The sequence below is a fragment of the Streptomyces sp. NPDC057900 genome, assembly GCF_042887885.1.
Classification (GTDB): Bacteria; Actinomycetota; Actinomycetes; order Streptomycetales; family Streptomycetaceae; genus Streptomyces.
On sequence record NZ_JBHVOI010000002.1, the window covers coordinates 954,560 to 971,071 of the forward strand.

At 72.5% G+C, this 16,512-nt stretch carries 13 protein-coding genes; 6 read left to right on the forward strand and 7 right to left on the reverse strand.

Going from position 1 to position 16,512, the window contains the following annotated elements; translation table 11 throughout:
- The 3 genes from ACFVQ0_RS11690 to ACFVQ0_RS11700 form a co-directional block, all read right to left on the reverse strand.
- Complete coding sequence (locus ACFVQ0_RS11690) at positions 1-3,558, reverse strand: CHAT domain-containing protein (protein WP_390086880.1); 3,558 nt, start codon at positions 3,556-3,558, stop codon at positions 1-3.
- Entirely contained in the window at positions 3,548-4,549 is a 1,002-nt protein-coding gene (locus tag ACFVQ0_RS11695; RefSeq protein WP_390086882.1) for a hypothetical protein, read from the reverse strand. The genes ACFVQ0_RS11690 and ACFVQ0_RS11695 overlap by 11 nt, the downstream gene beginning before the upstream one ends.
- A 163-nt stretch (positions 4,550-4,712) precedes the next feature.
- Complete coding sequence (locus ACFVQ0_RS11700) at positions 4,713-5,573, reverse strand: helix-turn-helix transcriptional regulator (protein WP_390086884.1); 861 nt, start codon at positions 5,571-5,573, stop codon at positions 4,713-4,715.
- 138 nt (positions 5,574-5,711) lie between these two features.
- Here ACFVQ0_RS11700 and ACFVQ0_RS11705 point away from each other — a divergent pair, with 138 nt between their 5' ends.
- The gene (locus tag ACFVQ0_RS11705; RefSeq protein ID WP_390086886.1) at positions 5,712-6,707 is read left to right on the forward strand and encodes an aldo/keto reductase; all 996 of its coding nucleotides are present in this window, start codon (positions 5,712-5,714) and stop codon (positions 6,705-6,707) included.
- Between the two features lie 203 nt (positions 6,708-6,910).
- Complete coding sequence (locus tag ACFVQ0_RS11710; protein ID WP_390086888.1) at positions 6,911-7,765, forward strand: SDR family oxidoreductase; 855 nt, start codon at positions 6,911-6,913, stop codon at positions 7,763-7,765.
- Positions 7,766-7,806: 41 nt separating this feature from the next.
- Here ACFVQ0_RS11710 and ACFVQ0_RS11715 read toward each other — a convergent pair whose 3' ends face one another.
- Entirely contained in the window at positions 7,807-8,769 is a 963-nt protein-coding gene (locus ACFVQ0_RS11715) for a LysR family transcriptional regulator (RefSeq protein ID WP_390086890.1), read from the reverse strand.
- 190 nt (positions 8,770-8,959) lie between these two features.
- Here ACFVQ0_RS11715 and ACFVQ0_RS11720 point away from each other — a divergent pair, with 190 nt between their 5' ends.
- Positions 8,960-9,280 carry an ArsR/SmtB family transcription factor gene (locus tag ACFVQ0_RS11720; RefSeq protein WP_390086892.1) on the forward strand — a complete coding sequence of 107 codons (321 nt, stop codon included), beginning with the start codon at positions 8,960-8,962 and terminating at the stop codon, positions 9,278-9,280.
- Positions 9,277-9,816, forward strand: coding sequence for an SRPBCC domain-containing protein (locus tag ACFVQ0_RS11725; protein WP_390086894.1), 540 nt, complete (start codon positions 9,277-9,279; stop codon positions 9,814-9,816). Before ACFVQ0_RS11720 ends, ACFVQ0_RS11725 begins: the two co-directional genes overlap by 4 nt.
- A gap of 40 nt (positions 9,817-9,856) precedes the next feature.
- Here ACFVQ0_RS11725 and ACFVQ0_RS11730 read toward each other — a convergent pair whose 3' ends face one another.
- Positions 9,857-10,747, reverse strand: a complete 891-nt coding sequence (locus ACFVQ0_RS11730) for an LLM class F420-dependent oxidoreductase (protein ID WP_390086896.1) — start codon at positions 10,745-10,747, stop codon at positions 9,857-9,859.
- A 78-nt stretch (positions 10,748-10,825) separates the two neighbouring features.
- Positions 10,826-13,492, reverse strand: a complete 2,667-nt coding sequence (locus ACFVQ0_RS11735; RefSeq protein WP_390086898.1) for a discoidin domain-containing protein — start codon at positions 13,490-13,492, stop codon at positions 10,826-10,828.
- A gap of 213 nt (positions 13,493-13,705) precedes the next feature.
- Between ACFVQ0_RS11735 and ACFVQ0_RS11740 the strand changes: the two genes are divergently transcribed.
- A complete protein-coding gene (locus ACFVQ0_RS11740) occupies positions 13,706-14,350 on the forward strand; it encodes a hypothetical protein (protein ID WP_390086900.1) in 645 nt (214 codons plus the stop codon).
- 69 nt (positions 14,351-14,419) lie between these two features.
- Here ACFVQ0_RS11740 and ACFVQ0_RS11745 read toward each other — a convergent pair whose 3' ends face one another.
- Positions 14,420-15,520, reverse strand: a complete 1,101-nt coding sequence (locus tag ACFVQ0_RS11745; protein ID WP_390086902.1) for a threonine synthase — start codon at positions 15,518-15,520, stop codon at positions 14,420-14,422.
- A 199-nt stretch (positions 15,521-15,719) separates the two neighbouring features.
- Here ACFVQ0_RS11745 and ACFVQ0_RS11750 point away from each other — a divergent pair, with 199 nt between their 5' ends.
- A complete protein-coding gene (locus tag ACFVQ0_RS11750) occupies positions 15,720-16,472 on the forward strand; it encodes a GntR family transcriptional regulator (RefSeq protein WP_390086904.1) in 753 nt (250 codons plus the stop codon).
- Positions 16,473-16,512: the final 40 nt, after the last annotated feature.

Below are 16,512 nucleotides of genomic sequence, written 5' to 3' on the forward strand. Positions count from 1 at the left end.
TCAGCTCCAGTCCCCGAGCGGGACGAACGCCGCCCAGTGGTAGGGGTGGGACAGGTAGGCGTGGTCGGCGTCCGCGAGCATGCGCCGCTGGGCGTCCCACAGGGCGCGCCACATCGGGCGGCCGCTCATCACCGCACCGGTCACCTCGTCGAGCAGGGCTGCGGAGCTGGCGCCGTCGACCTGCCAGATGGGGGCCAGGACCGTGCGGGTGCCGCCGCGCAGCAGGGCGCGGGGGAGGCCGGTGAAGTCCTCGCCCGGGTGGTCCGGCTCGTGCCAGCCGACCGAGCAGGCGCGCAGTACCACGTGGGACGGGGTACGCGAGTCGGCCAGATCGCGGGCCCGCAGGAAGGTCCGCCTGGCCCGCCGCGAGGCTGGATCGGTGTGCCGGCTGGGGCGCTCCGTGCCGTCGGAGAGCAGCAGGGCGGAGTTCTCCGGGTCGCTGTGGTCCTGGTGGCCGTGGCAGGCGATGTAGGCGAGGTCGGCCTGCTCGATGCCGGCGAGGACCTCCTGCGGGGTGGCCTCCGGTCCGGTGAGCGAGGACAGCCGCCAGCCGTGCCCGGCCGGGAGCGATTCGGCCTCGAAGTCGCTGCCGCCGCCCCGCAGGTCCTCCTCCGCCGCCACCCGCACGCACAGCGCGGTCCCCGAACCGGACCGTTGCGCGGCGCGCAGAGCGGCCAGGCCCGAGATGCTCGGGGTGTACACCAGCGCCGCCTGCTCCACGCAGTACCGCCCGTCCGGCAGCCGCAGCGCCCCGAGCGGCAGCACGGACAGCGGCCCGTGCGGCGCCACACACAGCAGCCCGCGGTCCGCCAGCAGTTCATGGAACGGCAGTAGCAGCTCCGCCAGCCCCTCCAGCGGCAGCGGTACCGGCCGCCGTGGCTTGATCGGCGGGACGGCGGGGAAGGCGGAGCGGTCGCCGTCGACCGTGAGACGGATTCTCTCGGCGGCGCTGTGCAGCTGGGCCCGCCCCGCCGGGATGCGGTGCCACCGCAGTGCGCTCTCGCCGGACGCCAGCACGAAGCAGAAGGACTCGGCCTCGCCGGTGAAGTACGAGGCCAGCACCATGCCCTCCGCCGGGGCCGCCTCGTCCAGCAGCCTCAACGCCTGCTCGAAGCCCGCCGGTTCTGCCCGGCGCAGCCGTACGTACTCCGGCGCGAACGGCTCCAGCGCGTCGTAGAGCGGCGCGAGCGCCCGCGCGCATTCGCGCCAGGTCCAGGCCCGGTCCGGGCGCTCCCCGCCCGCCAGCTGCCGTTGCGCGTGCAGCAGTCGCTCCTCCGCGTCCCACAGCCGCTGCGGTACCCGGGACGGCTTGGCCAGGGGCATCCGCACCAGGTCATCGGCCATGCCACGGGCCTTCGCCTCCTCGTGCAGTTCGAAGGCGAGGAGCGTGGGCGGCCGGCTCTCGGGCAGCGGCAGGTCGTCGCCGTACTCGAACAGCAGGGACAGCAGCGCCTCGTAGAGCGGGAGCACCAGACCGGCGGCCTGGTCCGCGTCCTGCAGCAGCGGATGCGACTCCCGCGCGCGCAGCCGCAGACCGCGGTGGTGCCACAGCACCTCGAAGGCCCGCCGGTGACCGCCCGGCACCCGCGTCAGCAGCCGGGCCAGGCCCAGCGGCAGGGCCGGGTCCGGGAGCCGGCCCTGCTCGTCGTGGAAGGCGAGGACCTCCTCCAGCAGCTCGACCGCGACCAGCGGACCGCGTACCTCCGCGACCGCCTCGCACACCGGCACCGCCAGGTTCTGCAACGTACGGGGAACGTTCCGCTCCTGCGCGCGGCGCAGCCCCGCCGCGAGCCGGTCCGCCATCCGCGCCCGTCGCGCCGGATCGCGCTCGATGCCGCACAACCGTTGCAGGGCCAGCAGGCGCGTGTCCGGCAGGTCGTGCGCCCCCTCGGGGAAGAGGCGCAGCATGCGCTCGCGCAGTTTGGACAGGGCGAAAGCGATCGGGTCGGAAGGGCCGCCCAGGGGCAGCAGCCGCGAGAACAGCATGCGTTCGCGAAGCCGCTCCGGAAGCTGCCCCGGCTGCTGGAAGTCTCTGCTGCCTCCGGTGGTTCCGCCGTCTCCGCCGTCTCCGGTGCTTCCGGTGCTTCCGGTGCCTCCTGCGTCACCTGCGGTTCCTGCGGCCCCTGCAGCCCCTGCGGCCCCTGCAGCCCCTGCGTTCCCTGCGTCTTCGGTGTCTCCTGAGACGTACAGGGCATAGCGGTAACACTCGGCAGCGCCGGCTTCGTGGCCCTCTGACAGGTCCAGGTCGCCCATGGTGACGAACAGCTCGCCGAAGCACGGGTAGGTCGAGCCGGCCGAGTCGAAGAGGCCCTGTACCAGCTGTGTCTCCAGCGACAGCAGGTCGCGGGGGAGGCGCGGATCGGTGCCGGAGAACAGCAGCCCGGCCAGGGTGCAGCGCAGCGACACCAGGTTCAGATATCCCGCGCCCTGCTGTTCGGCCCGCTCCAGCTCGTTGCTGAGGAGCTCGAACGCCTCCCACTGGCGGTGGGTGCGCCGCAGGCAGGAGACCAGGCAGTACAGCGTCGACGCGCGCGGCGCGGCCCGCGTCGACATCTCGGGCAGCTCCAGCAGGGCGCGGTAGGCATCGGCGGCCGCTCCCAGTGCGCCGAGCGCCTCCGCCACCCGGGCCCGGCAGCTGAGGAGGTCCCAGCGCGAGGGCATGAAGGACCCGTCCGAGTCGTTCTCCGGACGCGCCGCCAGCGCCTCCGCGCGCTCCAGCGGGAGCACGGCCTCCCGGTAGCGGTGCAGCGAGATGAGGGTGTCCGCGAGCTGGAAGCGCACCGCCGCCTCCTCCACGGCGGAGACCGTCGCCTCCCTGTCGACGGCCCCGGCGGCCTGCGTCAGCACCTCCGCCCGGTGCGGCAGGTCGCCCATCGTGCGGTACACAGAGGCCAATTGCAGGTAGGTGTTCACCATCGAATGCGCGTCGCCCACCGCCTGTTGCAGCGAGAGCGCGCGAGCCGCGTGGTAGAGCGCCCTGCGGTGCCGCCCCTTGTGCAGCAGGTGGTTCGCCCAGTCGGCGCGGGCCGTCACCTGGCTCGGCCCGTCCTCGGTAAGGAGTCCCAGCGCGGCGATGGCGTGGGCGTTGCGGGTCCGGTCCGAGCCCCACTCCGCCAGCAGCCGCACCGCGGCCCGCACCGGCTCGGCCGGAAACAGTGCGCTGTGCCCCGCCAGCTCCCGGTAGGCGCCCAGCACCCCCTCGGCCGCGCAGGCGCGGTACAGCAGCCGGGGGAATCCCTCGCCGCCGCCGGAGTCGGCCGGCTCCCTGGCGGCGGTGGACGTACGCGCCCCCAGGGCCTCGCACCGCTCGGCGAGGAACAGGGCCAGTTCGGCCATCGACTCGTGGCCGCCCCCGTGGCCGCCCCCGTGTTCGTGTCCGTGTTCGTGCCCGAATGAGCCGACCGTCTCCGCGTGCTGCCGCAGGAACGCCGCCGCCTCTTCGTACCCGCCGGGCGGCATCGCGGCGAACTGGTCGAGTACCTCGTCGTACGTGGGCGCCGACAGGGCCCGCAGCGCGATCTGCAGAGGCCGCGCCTCCAAGTCCTCGTCATCCGCCATGGTGCCCCCCGTTCCGTACGTGGCCGCTTCGTCCGTCGCCGCCGTGCCGGGCCAAGGCCTCCCGGTACGGTTCAGGATGCTCGGGGGCACGGGCGCGCAACCGCAGCTGCTCCAACGGCTCACGCAGGCTCTGCTGCCCGCGCTCCACCTCCGTCGCCAGCAGCAGGGCCTCGAACCGGGCCTCCTGCTCGTGCATGTCCCGTTCCAGGAGCGTCGGTTGATGCAGGCGCGCCAGCACCATCGACTGGGGCGCGGTCCGCCGCAGCCGCGCCAGCACCTCGTCCCGCTCCCGCGCCGGACCGGCCGCGATGCGGATCCGCGCCAGTTGCTCCAACGTCGTCCCGACCACCGGCAGCGCGTCCTGTTCCAGCAGCGCCGCCGCCCGGTCGAAGGGGCGGAGCGCGTCCTGCGCCTCCCCGAGGGAGATCAGCGCGGCTGTGTGCAGCAACAGCCGGTCGGTGCCCAGCGGTTCCTCGCCGAGCCGTCCGCGGATCTCCTCGTCCGCCGCCGTCCGCAGCCCGAGGAAGCGCAGCTCGTCGGTGCGTTGCCGGTGCAGGTCGCGCAACGCGACCAGCCGGTTGTTGGCTTCTGCGGAGCGCCGTGAATCCGTCGGATAAGGCGAGGCGTTGGGGCTCACCGTGCTGAACCCGGGCACCACGTGCGCCAGCAGCCACATCGCCATCTCCGGCCGCTCCACGGCCGCGTACGCGCAGGCCGCGTCCACCCATGCGCCACGCCGCCGGGGATCCGCGCCGAGCGCCGAGAGCAGCGCCCCGGTCGCCCCGAAGACCTGCCCGGCACGGAGCATCGCGATCCCCAGCAGGTGCTGGTGCACCGGACCGCGCGTCGCGGCCTTGAAGAACGGCTCCAGTGCGCGTATCCGTTCCTGCGACGACGCCTGGGGCACCGGCAGCCGCCCGACCCACTTCCGCGGCAGTTCCTCCGCGTCGAAGGGAGCTTCCCAGCCCAGCACCGTCGCCGCATCGCGCACGTCCGCCACCCCCGTCAGTACCGGCCGCTATCCTCGCGTGCCCGGTAAGGGTGAGCAAGTAGCCATAAAAGTATGGAGTGTTGACGATCACGCACTCGATCGCACAGCCGTTCACGACTCTGGCGGGTACGGGTACGGGTACGGGTACTGGCGCGGGCGCGGGTCACCGTGCGGACGGGTCGGTGTGCTCCGTGGGGAAGGACTGGGTGCCCAGCACCCGCAGCAGGTCCAGCCGCTCGCGGGTCTCGGGGTCCGCCGGGGTGAGTACCAGCAGCTGCTGGCGCTGATCGGGCGTGAGCAGGGTCTCGCAGTCCATGAGCATCGGTCCCACCAGGGGGTGCAGGAACGTCTTGCGGTCGGCGCGCCGGACCGAGACCTCGTGCTCGGCCCACAGTCGGCCGAAGTCGTCACTCGCGGCCCGCAGCCGCTCGATCAGACCGGTGACCGTCGGGTCGCCGGAACGGCGGCCGGCCACCGCGCGCAGGTCGGCCACGAGCTGGCGGCTGCGGTGCTCCCGCTCCTCTGCCGGGGCGCCGGCCCGCGCGGCCGGGTCGGTGAACCAGCGGTAGACGGCGTAGCGGCGGTCGCCGGAGAGATCGACGTGGTCGCCCGTGAGCAGGGCGGCCGTCCGGTTCTGAGCGAGGATCTCGCCCAGGTCGGACAGGACCGCGGCGGGGGTGTCGCCGAGCAGATCGATCATGCGCATCAGGCCGGCGCGGGCCAGCCGGGCGACTCCGTCGGCGGGCGGCGGCTGGTGACCGGCCAGGTGGAACAAGTGGTCACGCTCGTCCTCCGACAGCCGCAGCGCTCGGGCCAGGGCGCCCAGGAGCTGGACCGACGGCTGACTGCTGCGGCCCTGTTCCAGGCGTACGACGTAATCCGTCGACATGCCCGCGAGCATCGCCACCTCCTCGCGGCGCAGACCGCTGGTGCGGCGGCGGGGGCCGGCGGTGACGCCCGCCTCCTCCGGGCGGATCGACTCGCGGCGGCGGCGCAGGAAGTCGCCGAGCTGTTCACGTTGCATACCTCCATGGTCGCGCCCGGACGGCCGGGCATCCAGGGAGTGGCGCTCCCTGGATAAACGCTCCTCTGCCACTTCCGCCCGATCCCGCCCACAGTGGAAGGAGTACCGACGGCGAATCCGACGACGAAGGAGACTGCGATGCATACGCGAACCCTGGGCCACGACGGCCCGACCGTTTCCGCCCTCGGCCTGGGAGCCATGGGCATGTCCGGCGCGTACGGCGCCGCCGACCGCGCGGAGAGCATCGCCACGGTGCACGCCGCGCTGGACGCCGGTGTGACGCTGATCGACACGGGCGACTTCTACGGCATGGGCCACAACGAACTGCTGCTCGCCGAGGCCCTGCGCGGCCGGGACCGGGACAGCTACCGGCTGAGCGTCAAATTCGGCATGCTGCGCGGCCCCGGCCCGGCGTTCGGCGGTACGGACGGCCGCCCCGAGGCGGTCAAGAACTTCCTGGCCTACTCGCTGACCCGGCTGGGCGTCGACCACATCGACATCTACCGGCCGGCCCGGTTGGACCCGGACGTGCCGATCGAGGAGACGGTGGGCGCGATCAAGGAGATGATCGACGCCGGATACGTACGCCACCTGGGACTCTCGGAGGTCGGTGCGGAGACGATCCGCCGGGCGCACGCCGTGCAGCCGGTCGCTGACCTGCAGATCGAGTACTCGCTGATCTCCCGTGCGGTGGAGGCCGAGATCCTGCCCACGCTTCGGGAGCTGGGCATCGGAATGACCGCGTACGGCGTGCTGAGCCGGGGCCTGATCTCCGGACACTGGTCCGCCGGCCGCGCCGCCGACCCCAGTGACGGGCGCGGCCACAGTCCGCGGTTCTCCGCGGACAACGTGGAGCACAACCTCGCCCTCGTGGAGGCGCTGCGCCGGGTCGCCGGGGCGAAGGGATGCACCGTCGCCCAGCTGGCCATCGCGTGGGTGGCCGCACAGGGCGAGGACATCGTGCCCCTGGTGGGAGCGCGCACCCGTGAGCGGCTGGCCGAGGCGCTGCCCGCGCTGGAGGTGCGCCTCACCGACGACGACCTCGCGGAGATCGAGAAGGCGGTGCCGCTCGGCGCGGCACGTGGAGACCGGTATCCGTCCGCCTTCATGTCCGGCCTCGGCGCGGGCAACTGAACGCCTGGTGAACCGGCGCGCGCGAAGTGGCCGGTGGGGAGGCGGCCGCGGGGCGGCTGATGCGGCATAGGAATTCTCTATAGCGCCTGCTGCTTTTCCGTCTTTGTCCCGCATTCCATTCCGGTCGTACGGTGAACCAGCGCGACGAGGTGTAAACCCCATTTCGTTGAACTGACTCACATACGATCGAGAGGGCCGGTGGCATGACCACAGTCGAGAATGGAACCGGGAACGAATTCGAGAACGGTTCTGGGAATGTGCCGGGGAATGGTCCCGGGACCGAATCCGAATCGGGGACGCGGGAACTGGCGGGTAAGCGTGCGCTGGTCACGGGAGGTTCTCGCGGCATCGGGGCGGCCGTCGCCCGCCGGCTCCTGGACGCGGGCGCCGAGGTCCTGACGACCGCCAGGTCCGCGACGGGCACGGTGCCGGACGGGGCCGCCTTCGTGGCGGCCGATGTGCGGACCTGGGCGGGGGCGGAGGCGCTCGCCGCGGCAGCGCGGGAGATGCTCGGCGGGGTGGACATCCTGGTTCACAACGCGGGCGGGGCGCGACCCCACGAAGGGGCCCTGGCCATCCCCGACGAGGAGTGGCAGGACGCGCTGGACCTGAACTACCTGGCGTCGGTGCGGCTGGACGCGCTGCTGGTGCCGGGGATGCGGGAGCGGCGGTCGGGGAGGATCGTGCACGTCTCCTCGGCGGCGGTCCTCGCCCCGGTGGGTCCGTTCCTGCACTACACGGCGGCGAAGGCGGCGCTGGAGAACTACAGCAAGGGCCTGGCCGTGGAGCTGGCACCGTTCGGGATCCGGGTCAACGCCGTGTCTCCCGGCCGGACCACCACCCCCGGCGGCGAGGCGACCCGCGAACAGTGGGCGGAGGTGTCCGCGCGCATGGGCGGGGCACCCGGCCCGACCAACGCCGCCGACACCACACCGCTGGGGCGCGACGGGCTGCCCGAGGACATCGCGGACGCGGTGCTGTTCCTGCTGTCCGACCGGGCGAAGTGGCTGACGGCGAGCAATCTCATCGTGGACGGCGGTGAATTCCCCAGGGGCTGAGGCGGAGAAATGGCTCCGACTCCGGTTCCGTTCGATGGGGATTAAGCAGATTTGGAGAAGGAGTCGACTTTGGGATCGGAATCGACTCTGGGATCGGAATCGACTTTGGGGTCGGAATCGGAATTGGAATCGGCTTCGGGCCAGGTCTCCTGCCGCAGAAGGTCGAGCAGGGCCTTCTCGGCGGGCCCCGCGCCCTGCCTGACGACCGCGATGACGGGCTGGGACACGACCGGGAACACCGGGCGCACGAGGTGCTCGTGACCGTGGGGCACCGCGGAGGCCGGGACGAGCGTGGGGCCCAGCCCCTGCGCGGCCCAGCGCACGGCCGTCGCCGTCTGCGACACACGGGCGGCCGTGACCGGGCTCGTGCTGGTCTCCCGCAGCACGTTCTGCAGCACGGCGTCGAGCGCGCTGTCGCGGTCGAACCTCACCCACGGTTCGCCCTCCAGTTCGCGCAGGTCGACCCGGTCCGCGGCAAGCTGCGGATGCCCGGCGCCCAGCACCACGACGAACTCCTCGGCCCCGAGGCGGTGGGCGTCGGCCGGGCTCCGCTCGCACGCCGCCATCAGCGCGAGGTCCAGCACGCCCCGACGGCACAGCTGCTCCAGCTCGGCGGAGCTCGGCTCCTCGAAGACGGTGATCTCCAGCCGGGGGAAGCGGCGGCGCAGCGTGCCGAGGGCGCCGGGGAGCTGCCGGGTGCCGAAGCCCAGTTGTGCCGCGACCGTCAGCTCGCCCGCCAGGTCTTCCGCCCCGGCCCGCGCCGTCGCCCTCGCCCGACGCGACGCGCTCACGGCGACCTCGGCCTCCCGCAGGAACGCGCGGCCGACCACGGTGGGGACCAGCCCGGTCGGCGTACGGGCGAACAGCTGCACGCCGAGGTCCCGCTCCAGGCTGCGGATCTGCTGGGACATCGACGGCTGGGCGACGTGCAGCAGCTCCGCCGCCGCCGTCACCGAGCCCTCCTCCGCGACGGCCAGGGCGTACTCGAACTGGCGAAGGCTCATCGGCTGCCGTTCCTCCCCGCGGTGGGCCCGGGAGCCCGCACTGTCGTCGTCTCAACGTCTAGTCGTCTTGCCGTCCGGTCGTCGCTGCCATCGTAGGTGAGCGCCTTCCGGGTCGGGCGTGGGCCGGAGGTCCTGGCCGGACCACTTACATGCCATTGCTGGCATATAGCTGAGGTCGTATATTGGTCTGGTGAGTACCCCGGCAAGTGACGTCATCGCCGTGCTCGCCGAGCCCAACCGGCGGCGCATTCTCGACCTCCTCAAGGATGGCGAGCGGCCCGTCGGTGAGCTGGTCGACGAGCTGGGGCTGACGCAGCCGGCCGTCTCCAAGCATCTGCGCACTCTGCGCGATGCCGGACTGGTCGAGGCCAGAGTCGACGCTCAGCGGCGGCTGTACCGGATACGCCCGGAGCCGCTGGCCGAGCTCGATGCGTGGCTCGCCTCCTACCGCAGGCTGTGGAGCGTGAGTCTGGACCGGCTGGACCGGCATCTGGAGGAAGGAGCGTCATGAACAATTCCGGAGACCCCACAGGCCGGAACGATCCCACCGATACCGCCGACGCCACGCTGAGTACGGACGGCGAGCGGCCGGTCCTGCGCTTCGAACGGGTCCTGGCCAAGCCTCCCGAGGCGGTCTGGCACGCGATCACCGACCGCGAGGAGCTCGGGGCCTGGTTTCCGTGCGAGGTCATCGCCGACGCCTGGGAGCCCGGCGCCAGGATCAGCTTCCCGTTCCCCGGCACCGACATGACCCTCACCGGCGTCGTCCTGGAAGCGGAAGCGCCCCGCGTCCTCGCCTACACCTGGGGCGAGGAGACCCTCCGCTTCCACCTGACACCGGAGCCGGGCGGTCGCACCCGCCTGGTGTTCACCGATGAGACGCCCCCTGGCATCGCCGCCCGCAACGCGGCCGGCTGGCAGATCTGCCTCGGCCACCTCGCCGGCGAATCCATCGCCACCGATGCCTGGAAGGGGCACTTCGACCGCTACACCGCCGCGTTCGAACCGGCCCTCGGCCCCCAGCAGGGCCCTCCGAACGGGAGCTGAGAGCCCGGAGGTACGCGCCGCTGCCCGGCCGCACCGCCGACTACAGCTCCTCGCCGAAGGCTTCGGCCAGTTCGCGCCACTGGGCCCTCGGCAGTCCCGCGCCGCCCTCGTCCGCGGTGAGCACCTGGAGGGCGACGTGGTCGGCGCCGGCGTCGAGATACTGCTGGGCCCGCGCCTTCACCTGCTCGGCGTCCCCCAGAGCGAAGAGGGCGCCGAGCAGGCGGGCGCTGCCGCCGTCCGCGAAGTCGCTCTCCGCGAACCCCAGGCGCAGCAGGTTCTCGGTGTAGTTGGGCAGCTGGAGGTACATCCCCAGCATGTTCCGGGCGGTGGTGCGGGCCCGGTCGGCGTCGGTATCGAGCACGACGGACAGTTCCGGGGCGAGCAACGCGTCCGGGCCGAGCGCCTCGCGCGCTTCCGCCGTGTGCTCTGCGGTGACGAGGTAGGGGTGCGCGCCCAAGGCCCTGTCGGCCGCGAGCTTCAGCATCTTCGGGCCGAGCGCCGCCAGGACCCGGTGTCCGGAGTCCACGGGCGGGGCGGCGGTGTCCAGCGCGTCGAGGTAGGTGACCATCGCGCTGTACGGCTTCGCGTACTGCGGCACCATCGGGCCGTGGCTGACGCCCAGGCCGAGGACGAACCGCCCGCGCGCCTTCTCGTCGATAGCCGCGATCCGGGCCGCCACGTCCTGCGCCGCGTGGTCCCAGATGCTCAGGATGCCGGTGGCGACGGTGGCCCTGCTGGTGGCGTCGACGAGCGAGGCCGCGTCCTCCGGTGACGGACTGCCGCCGATCCAGAGCGTGCCGTACCCCAGCTCTTCGAGCTCCGCGACGGCCTCCGCGATCGCTCGCTTCCCCGCGTCGTCCACCCGCGACGCGTGCAGGGCGCCGCTCCAGATACCGATCCGTCCGAACGCCTCACGCTTCTCAGAAGTCATGCTGTGGCCAACAGGCACCAGAGCCCGCTATTCCCGGCCGGACCGGGATTCATCCATGTGCACGCGACAGCGGCCCCGCTACGGCTGGGTGACCCTCAGCTCCCGTACGCCCGTGGGCTCGTCCGCATCCGAGGAGCGGACCGTCACCCGCACCTCGCGGGCGACGGCCCCCGACCGGTACGGCTCCCAGTGCCGCCCGTCCGCCGAGGTCTCCAGCCGGTACGAGGCGGGGCGCACGTCCGTCCACTCCGGCGCGAAGGCCGTCACCGCGCCGGTCCGCTCCAGGTCCACGGTCAGCGTGCCCGTCGCTCCGTCCGGGGACCAGGCCGTGGCCGTGCTGCCGTCCACCGCCGCCTGCGCGTACAGGCCGGGGGCCTCTGAGGTGGCCGTCGCCGGGCGGCAGCGGGACGCGTCGGTGGTCGGGGCGAGATCGGGGCGGCGGGTCGGCAGGGTGAGCGCGGTGGACAGGAGGCGCGCTCCGGCGGGCGTGTGGAGCGTGAACGGGGCGCCCGAGGTCAGCCGGACCTCCGTCGTCCTGGGGCCGATCGCGATGTCGTACGTACGCCCCTGATAGCGCAGCCCCGTCAGCCTGACCCCCTCGCGCAGTTGCGGCGGCAGCATCGGGTCCAGCCGGACCCCGTCCTCGCGCAGCCGCAGCCCCGTCAGCCCGTGCGTGAACACCTGTAGGAAGCCGCCCTTGCCGGTGAGGAAGTCCTCGGCGGGAAACCCCGACAGGGGGTCCTGCGCGCCCGCTTTCGCGCCCCGCGCCTCACTGAAGAGGGCGTACGGGCCGCGCATGAACGGGCGCACAGCACGCTGAAGATAGGTGTACGTCGCACACCCCGGCTCCCCGATCGCGGCCGCGTCGATCGCATGGACCGAGTCCGTCATCGCCGGGCCGTCCGGATCGGTGCGGGCCGCGTAGTAGTCGAGCGTGGCGGCTGCCGCACCCGGCTCCATCGGCCACTCCAGCGGGTAGACGAGCAGCACGGTGTCGGCCTGCTTGATCGTCGAGCCGTCGTAGCCCGCGTACTGGAGGAAGAGCTTGCGCTCCGGGTCGTACGGAATGCGCAGACCGTCCGCGACCTTGTTCCACTCGGCCGGGGCGGGGTGGCCGAGGAGCCCGGCCGCGCGGGTGGCGTTGCGCAGGGCGGTGGCGGCGACGGCGTTGGTGAACACCCCGTCCGTGACGCCGTTGCTGTACTCGTCCGGGCCCGCCACCTCCTTCACGGAGTAACTGCCGTCGTCGTTCGCGGTGGCGCGCGAGGCCCAGAAGTCCGCGATGCCCCGCAGCAGTTGCCAGCCGTGGCCGGCCAGCCAGTCGCGGTCGCCGGTGGCCAGGTAGTACTGCCAGACGGCCAGGGAGACATCGCCCTGGAGATGGTTCTGCGTGACGCAGTGCGGCGGGTTCCAGCTCTGGCACTCGGACCAGAGGTTGCCCTTGCTCGCGCTCGTCCAGGGGTAGAACAGCCCCTTGAACCCCAGCTTCTCGGCGTTGGTACGGGCCTGGCCCCGGGTGCGGTAGCGGTACTCGACCACCGAACGGGCCAGCTCGGGACGGGTGGCGAGCAGCCCGGGGTACATCCACGTCTCGGCGTCCCAGAACACCATGCCCGCGTAGTTGTCGCTGGTCAGCCCGGCCGGGGCGATGCTGTCGCGGGAACCGGCGCGGGTGGCGGCGAGGAGACCGTACTGCGCGGAGCGGAGCCACTTCTGGAGCTCCGGGCTGCCCGGTACGGACACGTCCGCGGACCAGTCCCGGCGCCAGACGGCGGCGCTCTCCGCGAGGACCGCGGACCAGCCGAGCCGCGCCCCGCGCCGGGAGGCGTCACGGGCGGTGGTGCGCGGGGCGCGCGAGGTGAGCGCGGTGTCGATCCCCACGTACTTCTCGAATGTGTACGTGCGCCCGGCGCTCACCCGGGCCCCATCCGCATCCGGTGCACCCCGGCGCATCGTCTGCACGATCGCGCCCGCCGTTCCGGTGCCCCGAGTGCGGAACGTCCCGTCGTCATCGAGCGCGATCCGGCGTGCGCCCCGCGGGTCGAGCCGGCCGGTGACCGTCGCCGTGCCGCTCCAGTGCGGGGTCATGCGCAGTCGGACTGCACCGGTGTGTACGGAGGCGCGGTCGGCCAGCACCTCGTACGTCAGGTCGGTCGCGCGGCCGTCGGAGGTCGTCCAGCGCAGCGACGTACGCACCAGACCGCAGCGCAGGAACACCGTCTGGCGGTACCGGGAGATCCGGCCCGCCGGAGTGGCGGAGCCGTACGTCTCGTCGCCCACCCGCACATCGAGGTTGGTCCAGCTCGGCAGTGCGGCGACCACTTCGCGTCCGGCGGCCAGTTTCTCGTCCCGGCCGAAGAGCCCGGCGACGAAGGCCCCGTCGTAGCGCGGGGTGTACAGCGGCCAGCCGGTCTTCTGGCCCGGCTCCGCGTATCCGGCGCCGGCGGCGGGCACGCGGTGGCCCAGGTATCCGTTGCCCACGTAGGGGTCGTAGCCCTTGGCCTCGCCGAACGTGGTGGACGTCGGGGCCCAGGCGGGGTCGGTGTCCCGGCCGCAGGCGGGCCGCGTACCCGGATCAGGACCGGCAGCGGGGCCGGCAGCGGGGCCGACGGCTGAGGGGTGCAGGGCCTGGTGCGAGGCGTAGACGGCGGGAGGCAGGGGCGCGATCAGGGCGCAGGCGACCAGAGACGTGACAAGGGCGATTCGCGAGGGGCGCACGGTACGAACGTAAGGAAACGGGCACATCACAGTGACGCACGGCGCGCGGGTGAAAGGCTGATATGAGTGAACGGCTGATGCGGCAGTAGCCAAGGAGGGCGCCCACGGCGGGGCCCTTCCTATGGGCAGCGGAAACCCGTTGGACACCCGGCTCCCGATGTTCCACGATCCGCACCTGTGACGACGAAACAGCTTCTGGCCCGCGCCGCTGCTCGCAACAACGCCGAATGGTGTGCGGCTATGAGCCGGTCGCACGGTTTGACGACCACGTTCGGGGCTCAGGCCTGGACGGCCCCGGCCCGTACACCGCTCTACTACCCCGACGCGGTCACGCTGGTGCCGGGCGCCGAGCCGTCAGCGGTGGCGACCGGGATCGACACCACGACGTCCGGGGCCTCGGTCAAGGACAGCTTCGCCGACCTCGACCTGGTGGAGGCGGGATTCCAGGTGCTGTTCGAGGGCCAGTGGATCCACCTTCCGGCAAGTGCTCCCGCCACCGTGCCGGACCTCGGCTGGGAGGTGGCCGACACCCGGGACAAGCTCCGCGCCTGGGCGCACGCCTGGGACGACGGGGACGGCAACGCGGATCTCTTCCGGCCCGAACTGCTCGATGACCCGGCGACGTTCGTGCTCGCCGGAAAGTCCCCCGACGGCGACGTGGTCGCCGGAGCGGTGGCGAGCCGGAGCGACCAGGTGGTCGGGGTCTCGAACGTCTTCGCGCTGAACGGCGGCCCCGACGCGGCCTGGCCGGGGATTCTGGGCGCGGTGCGCTCGCTGTTTCCGGCAGCACCTGTGGTCGGCTACGAACACGGCGAAGACCTGGAGACCGCCCTTCGGCACGGCTTCGAGCCGGTCGGTCCGCTGCGGATCTGGCTGCACGGCTAGGGTCTGCCGGCCGGGCGGCCAGGCGGCCAGGTGGTGTGTCGGGGAGCCGGACGCGGGCCCCTGGCTGGATCAGGCCGCGAGGCCCGTCTTGAGGCCCGCGCCGCACAGCGGTACGACGACGCTGCGGTCCTTCCAGCCGCCGACCGCGGCCCAGCACGCGACCCCGGTCGTCTCCACGTAGAAGCCACGGGCGGCCAGATCCAGCTGGGCGTCGCGGATCTGGTCCTCGGTCACGGTCAGGAAGGTGCCGCCCGACTCGCGCACCGCCGCCAGGATCGCGCGGGCGCGCGGCGGACGCGGGATGGCGATGCCTTCGGCGAGGGTGGGGGAGAGGGCCCCGGCCGGACTGTCGAGGAGGTCGTCCGCCCCGGCGCGGAAGGCTTCGGCCAGTGGGGAGACGGCCTCGGCCTGTACGGCGATGAGGGCCGGGCGGGTGTCGATCAGGCCCTGGTCGCGGAGCTCCGTGATGGCCAGGGCCGCGCCGAGGAGCAGGGTGCCGTTGCCGACCGGTACGGCGATCGCGTCGGGGAGCCTGCCGCCGAGGTCCTCCCACAGCTCGTACACGTAGGTCTTCGTGCCGTGCAGGAAGTACGGGTTGAACACGTGCGAGGCGTAGAAGGTGCCAGGTGCGTCGGCGGCGGCTCGGGCGGCCAGGGCGGTGGCCTCGCGGTCACCGGGGACGATTTCCAGCCGGGCTCCGTGGGCCCGGATCTGCTCGGTCTTCTTCGGGGACGTGCCCTCGGGGACGTACACCGTGCACGGCAGCCCGGCGCGGGCGCAGTAGGCCGCGACGGCGGTGCCCGCGTTGCCGCTGCTGTCCGCCACGACGCGCGCGGGGGCGAGGCTCCGGGCCAGTTCGGAGAGCATCACCGCACCGCGGTCCTTGAAGGAGAGCGTCGGCATGAGGAAGTCGAGTTTGGCCGAGACCGTACCGGTGAGCGGCACGAGCGGGGTGCGGCCCTCACCGAGAGTGGTGGTGGGCGCGGCGAGCGGCAGCACCTCCTCGTAGCGCCAGAGGGAGTTGACCCGCCCGGGCAGCGCACCGGCGTGTACGGGGCCCGCGATCCGGAAATCGAGGTCCCAGGGGCCGCGGCAGGCGGGGCAGCACCAAGTCAGCGAGGAGACGTCGGCACGGGTTCCGTCCTGCGGGCAGAGGTAAGAGGTGGCCATGGCGGTCAGCATCTCAGGAGGGCGCGCGGAGAGGTCAGCGTCCCAGGGGGGCTTGTTCGGCGCGGCGCCGGGCGGATGCCGGGGTATGCGCACAGCGATCATGAATCATCACTTCGAGTGAATCTCTGGCCTGCGCTTGCGGTGCTGAACCGGCGGTTGCGACGCTGTTGCGGTCTGTCAACCTCTTGGGGAGTGGCCTGTGACTTTCGGTGAGCAGCCCGCCTATCTGCGCGTTGCGAGCGATCTGAGAGAGAAGATCGCCAACGGTTCGCTGCCGCCGCATACGCGCCTGCCGTCCCAGGCGCGTATCCGCGAGGAGTACGGGGTCTCGGACACGGTCGCGCTGGAAGCGCGCAAAGTGCTGATGGCCGAGGGGCTGGTCGAGGGCCGCTCCGGTTCCGGTACGTATGTGCGCGAGCGCCCGGTCCCGCGGCGGATCGCCCGTTCCGGCTTCCGGTCCGAGACCGGTGCCAGCCCGTTCCGGCAGGAGCAGACGGCCGAGGGGGCGCGGGGGACCTGGGAGTCACGGAGCGAACAGGAGGGGGCGAGTCCGGAGATCGCCGAACGGCTCGGGATCGAGCCGGGCGACCGGGTGATGCGTACGCGCTACGTGTTCCGGGAGTCGGGCGAGCCGATGATGCTCTCGACCTCCTGGGAGCCCCTCGCGGTCACGGGGCGCACGCCGGTGATGCTGCCGGAGGAGGGCCCGCTGGGCGGCTGCGGGGTGGTCGAGCGGATGGCCGCGATCGATGTGGTCGTGGACAACGTGGCCGAGCAGGTCGGCGCGCGCCCGGGGCTTGCGGAGGAGCTCCTGGCGCTCGGCGGTGTGCCGGGACACGTCGTGATGGTGATCGAGCGCACGTACTACGCGTCGGGGCGGCCGGTCGAGACCGCCGATGTGGTGGTGCCGGCCGACCGCTATCGGATCGCCTACCACCTGCCCGTCCGATGACCGGTCACCGGAAGGGCCGTTCCTGCTGGATGACCGATAG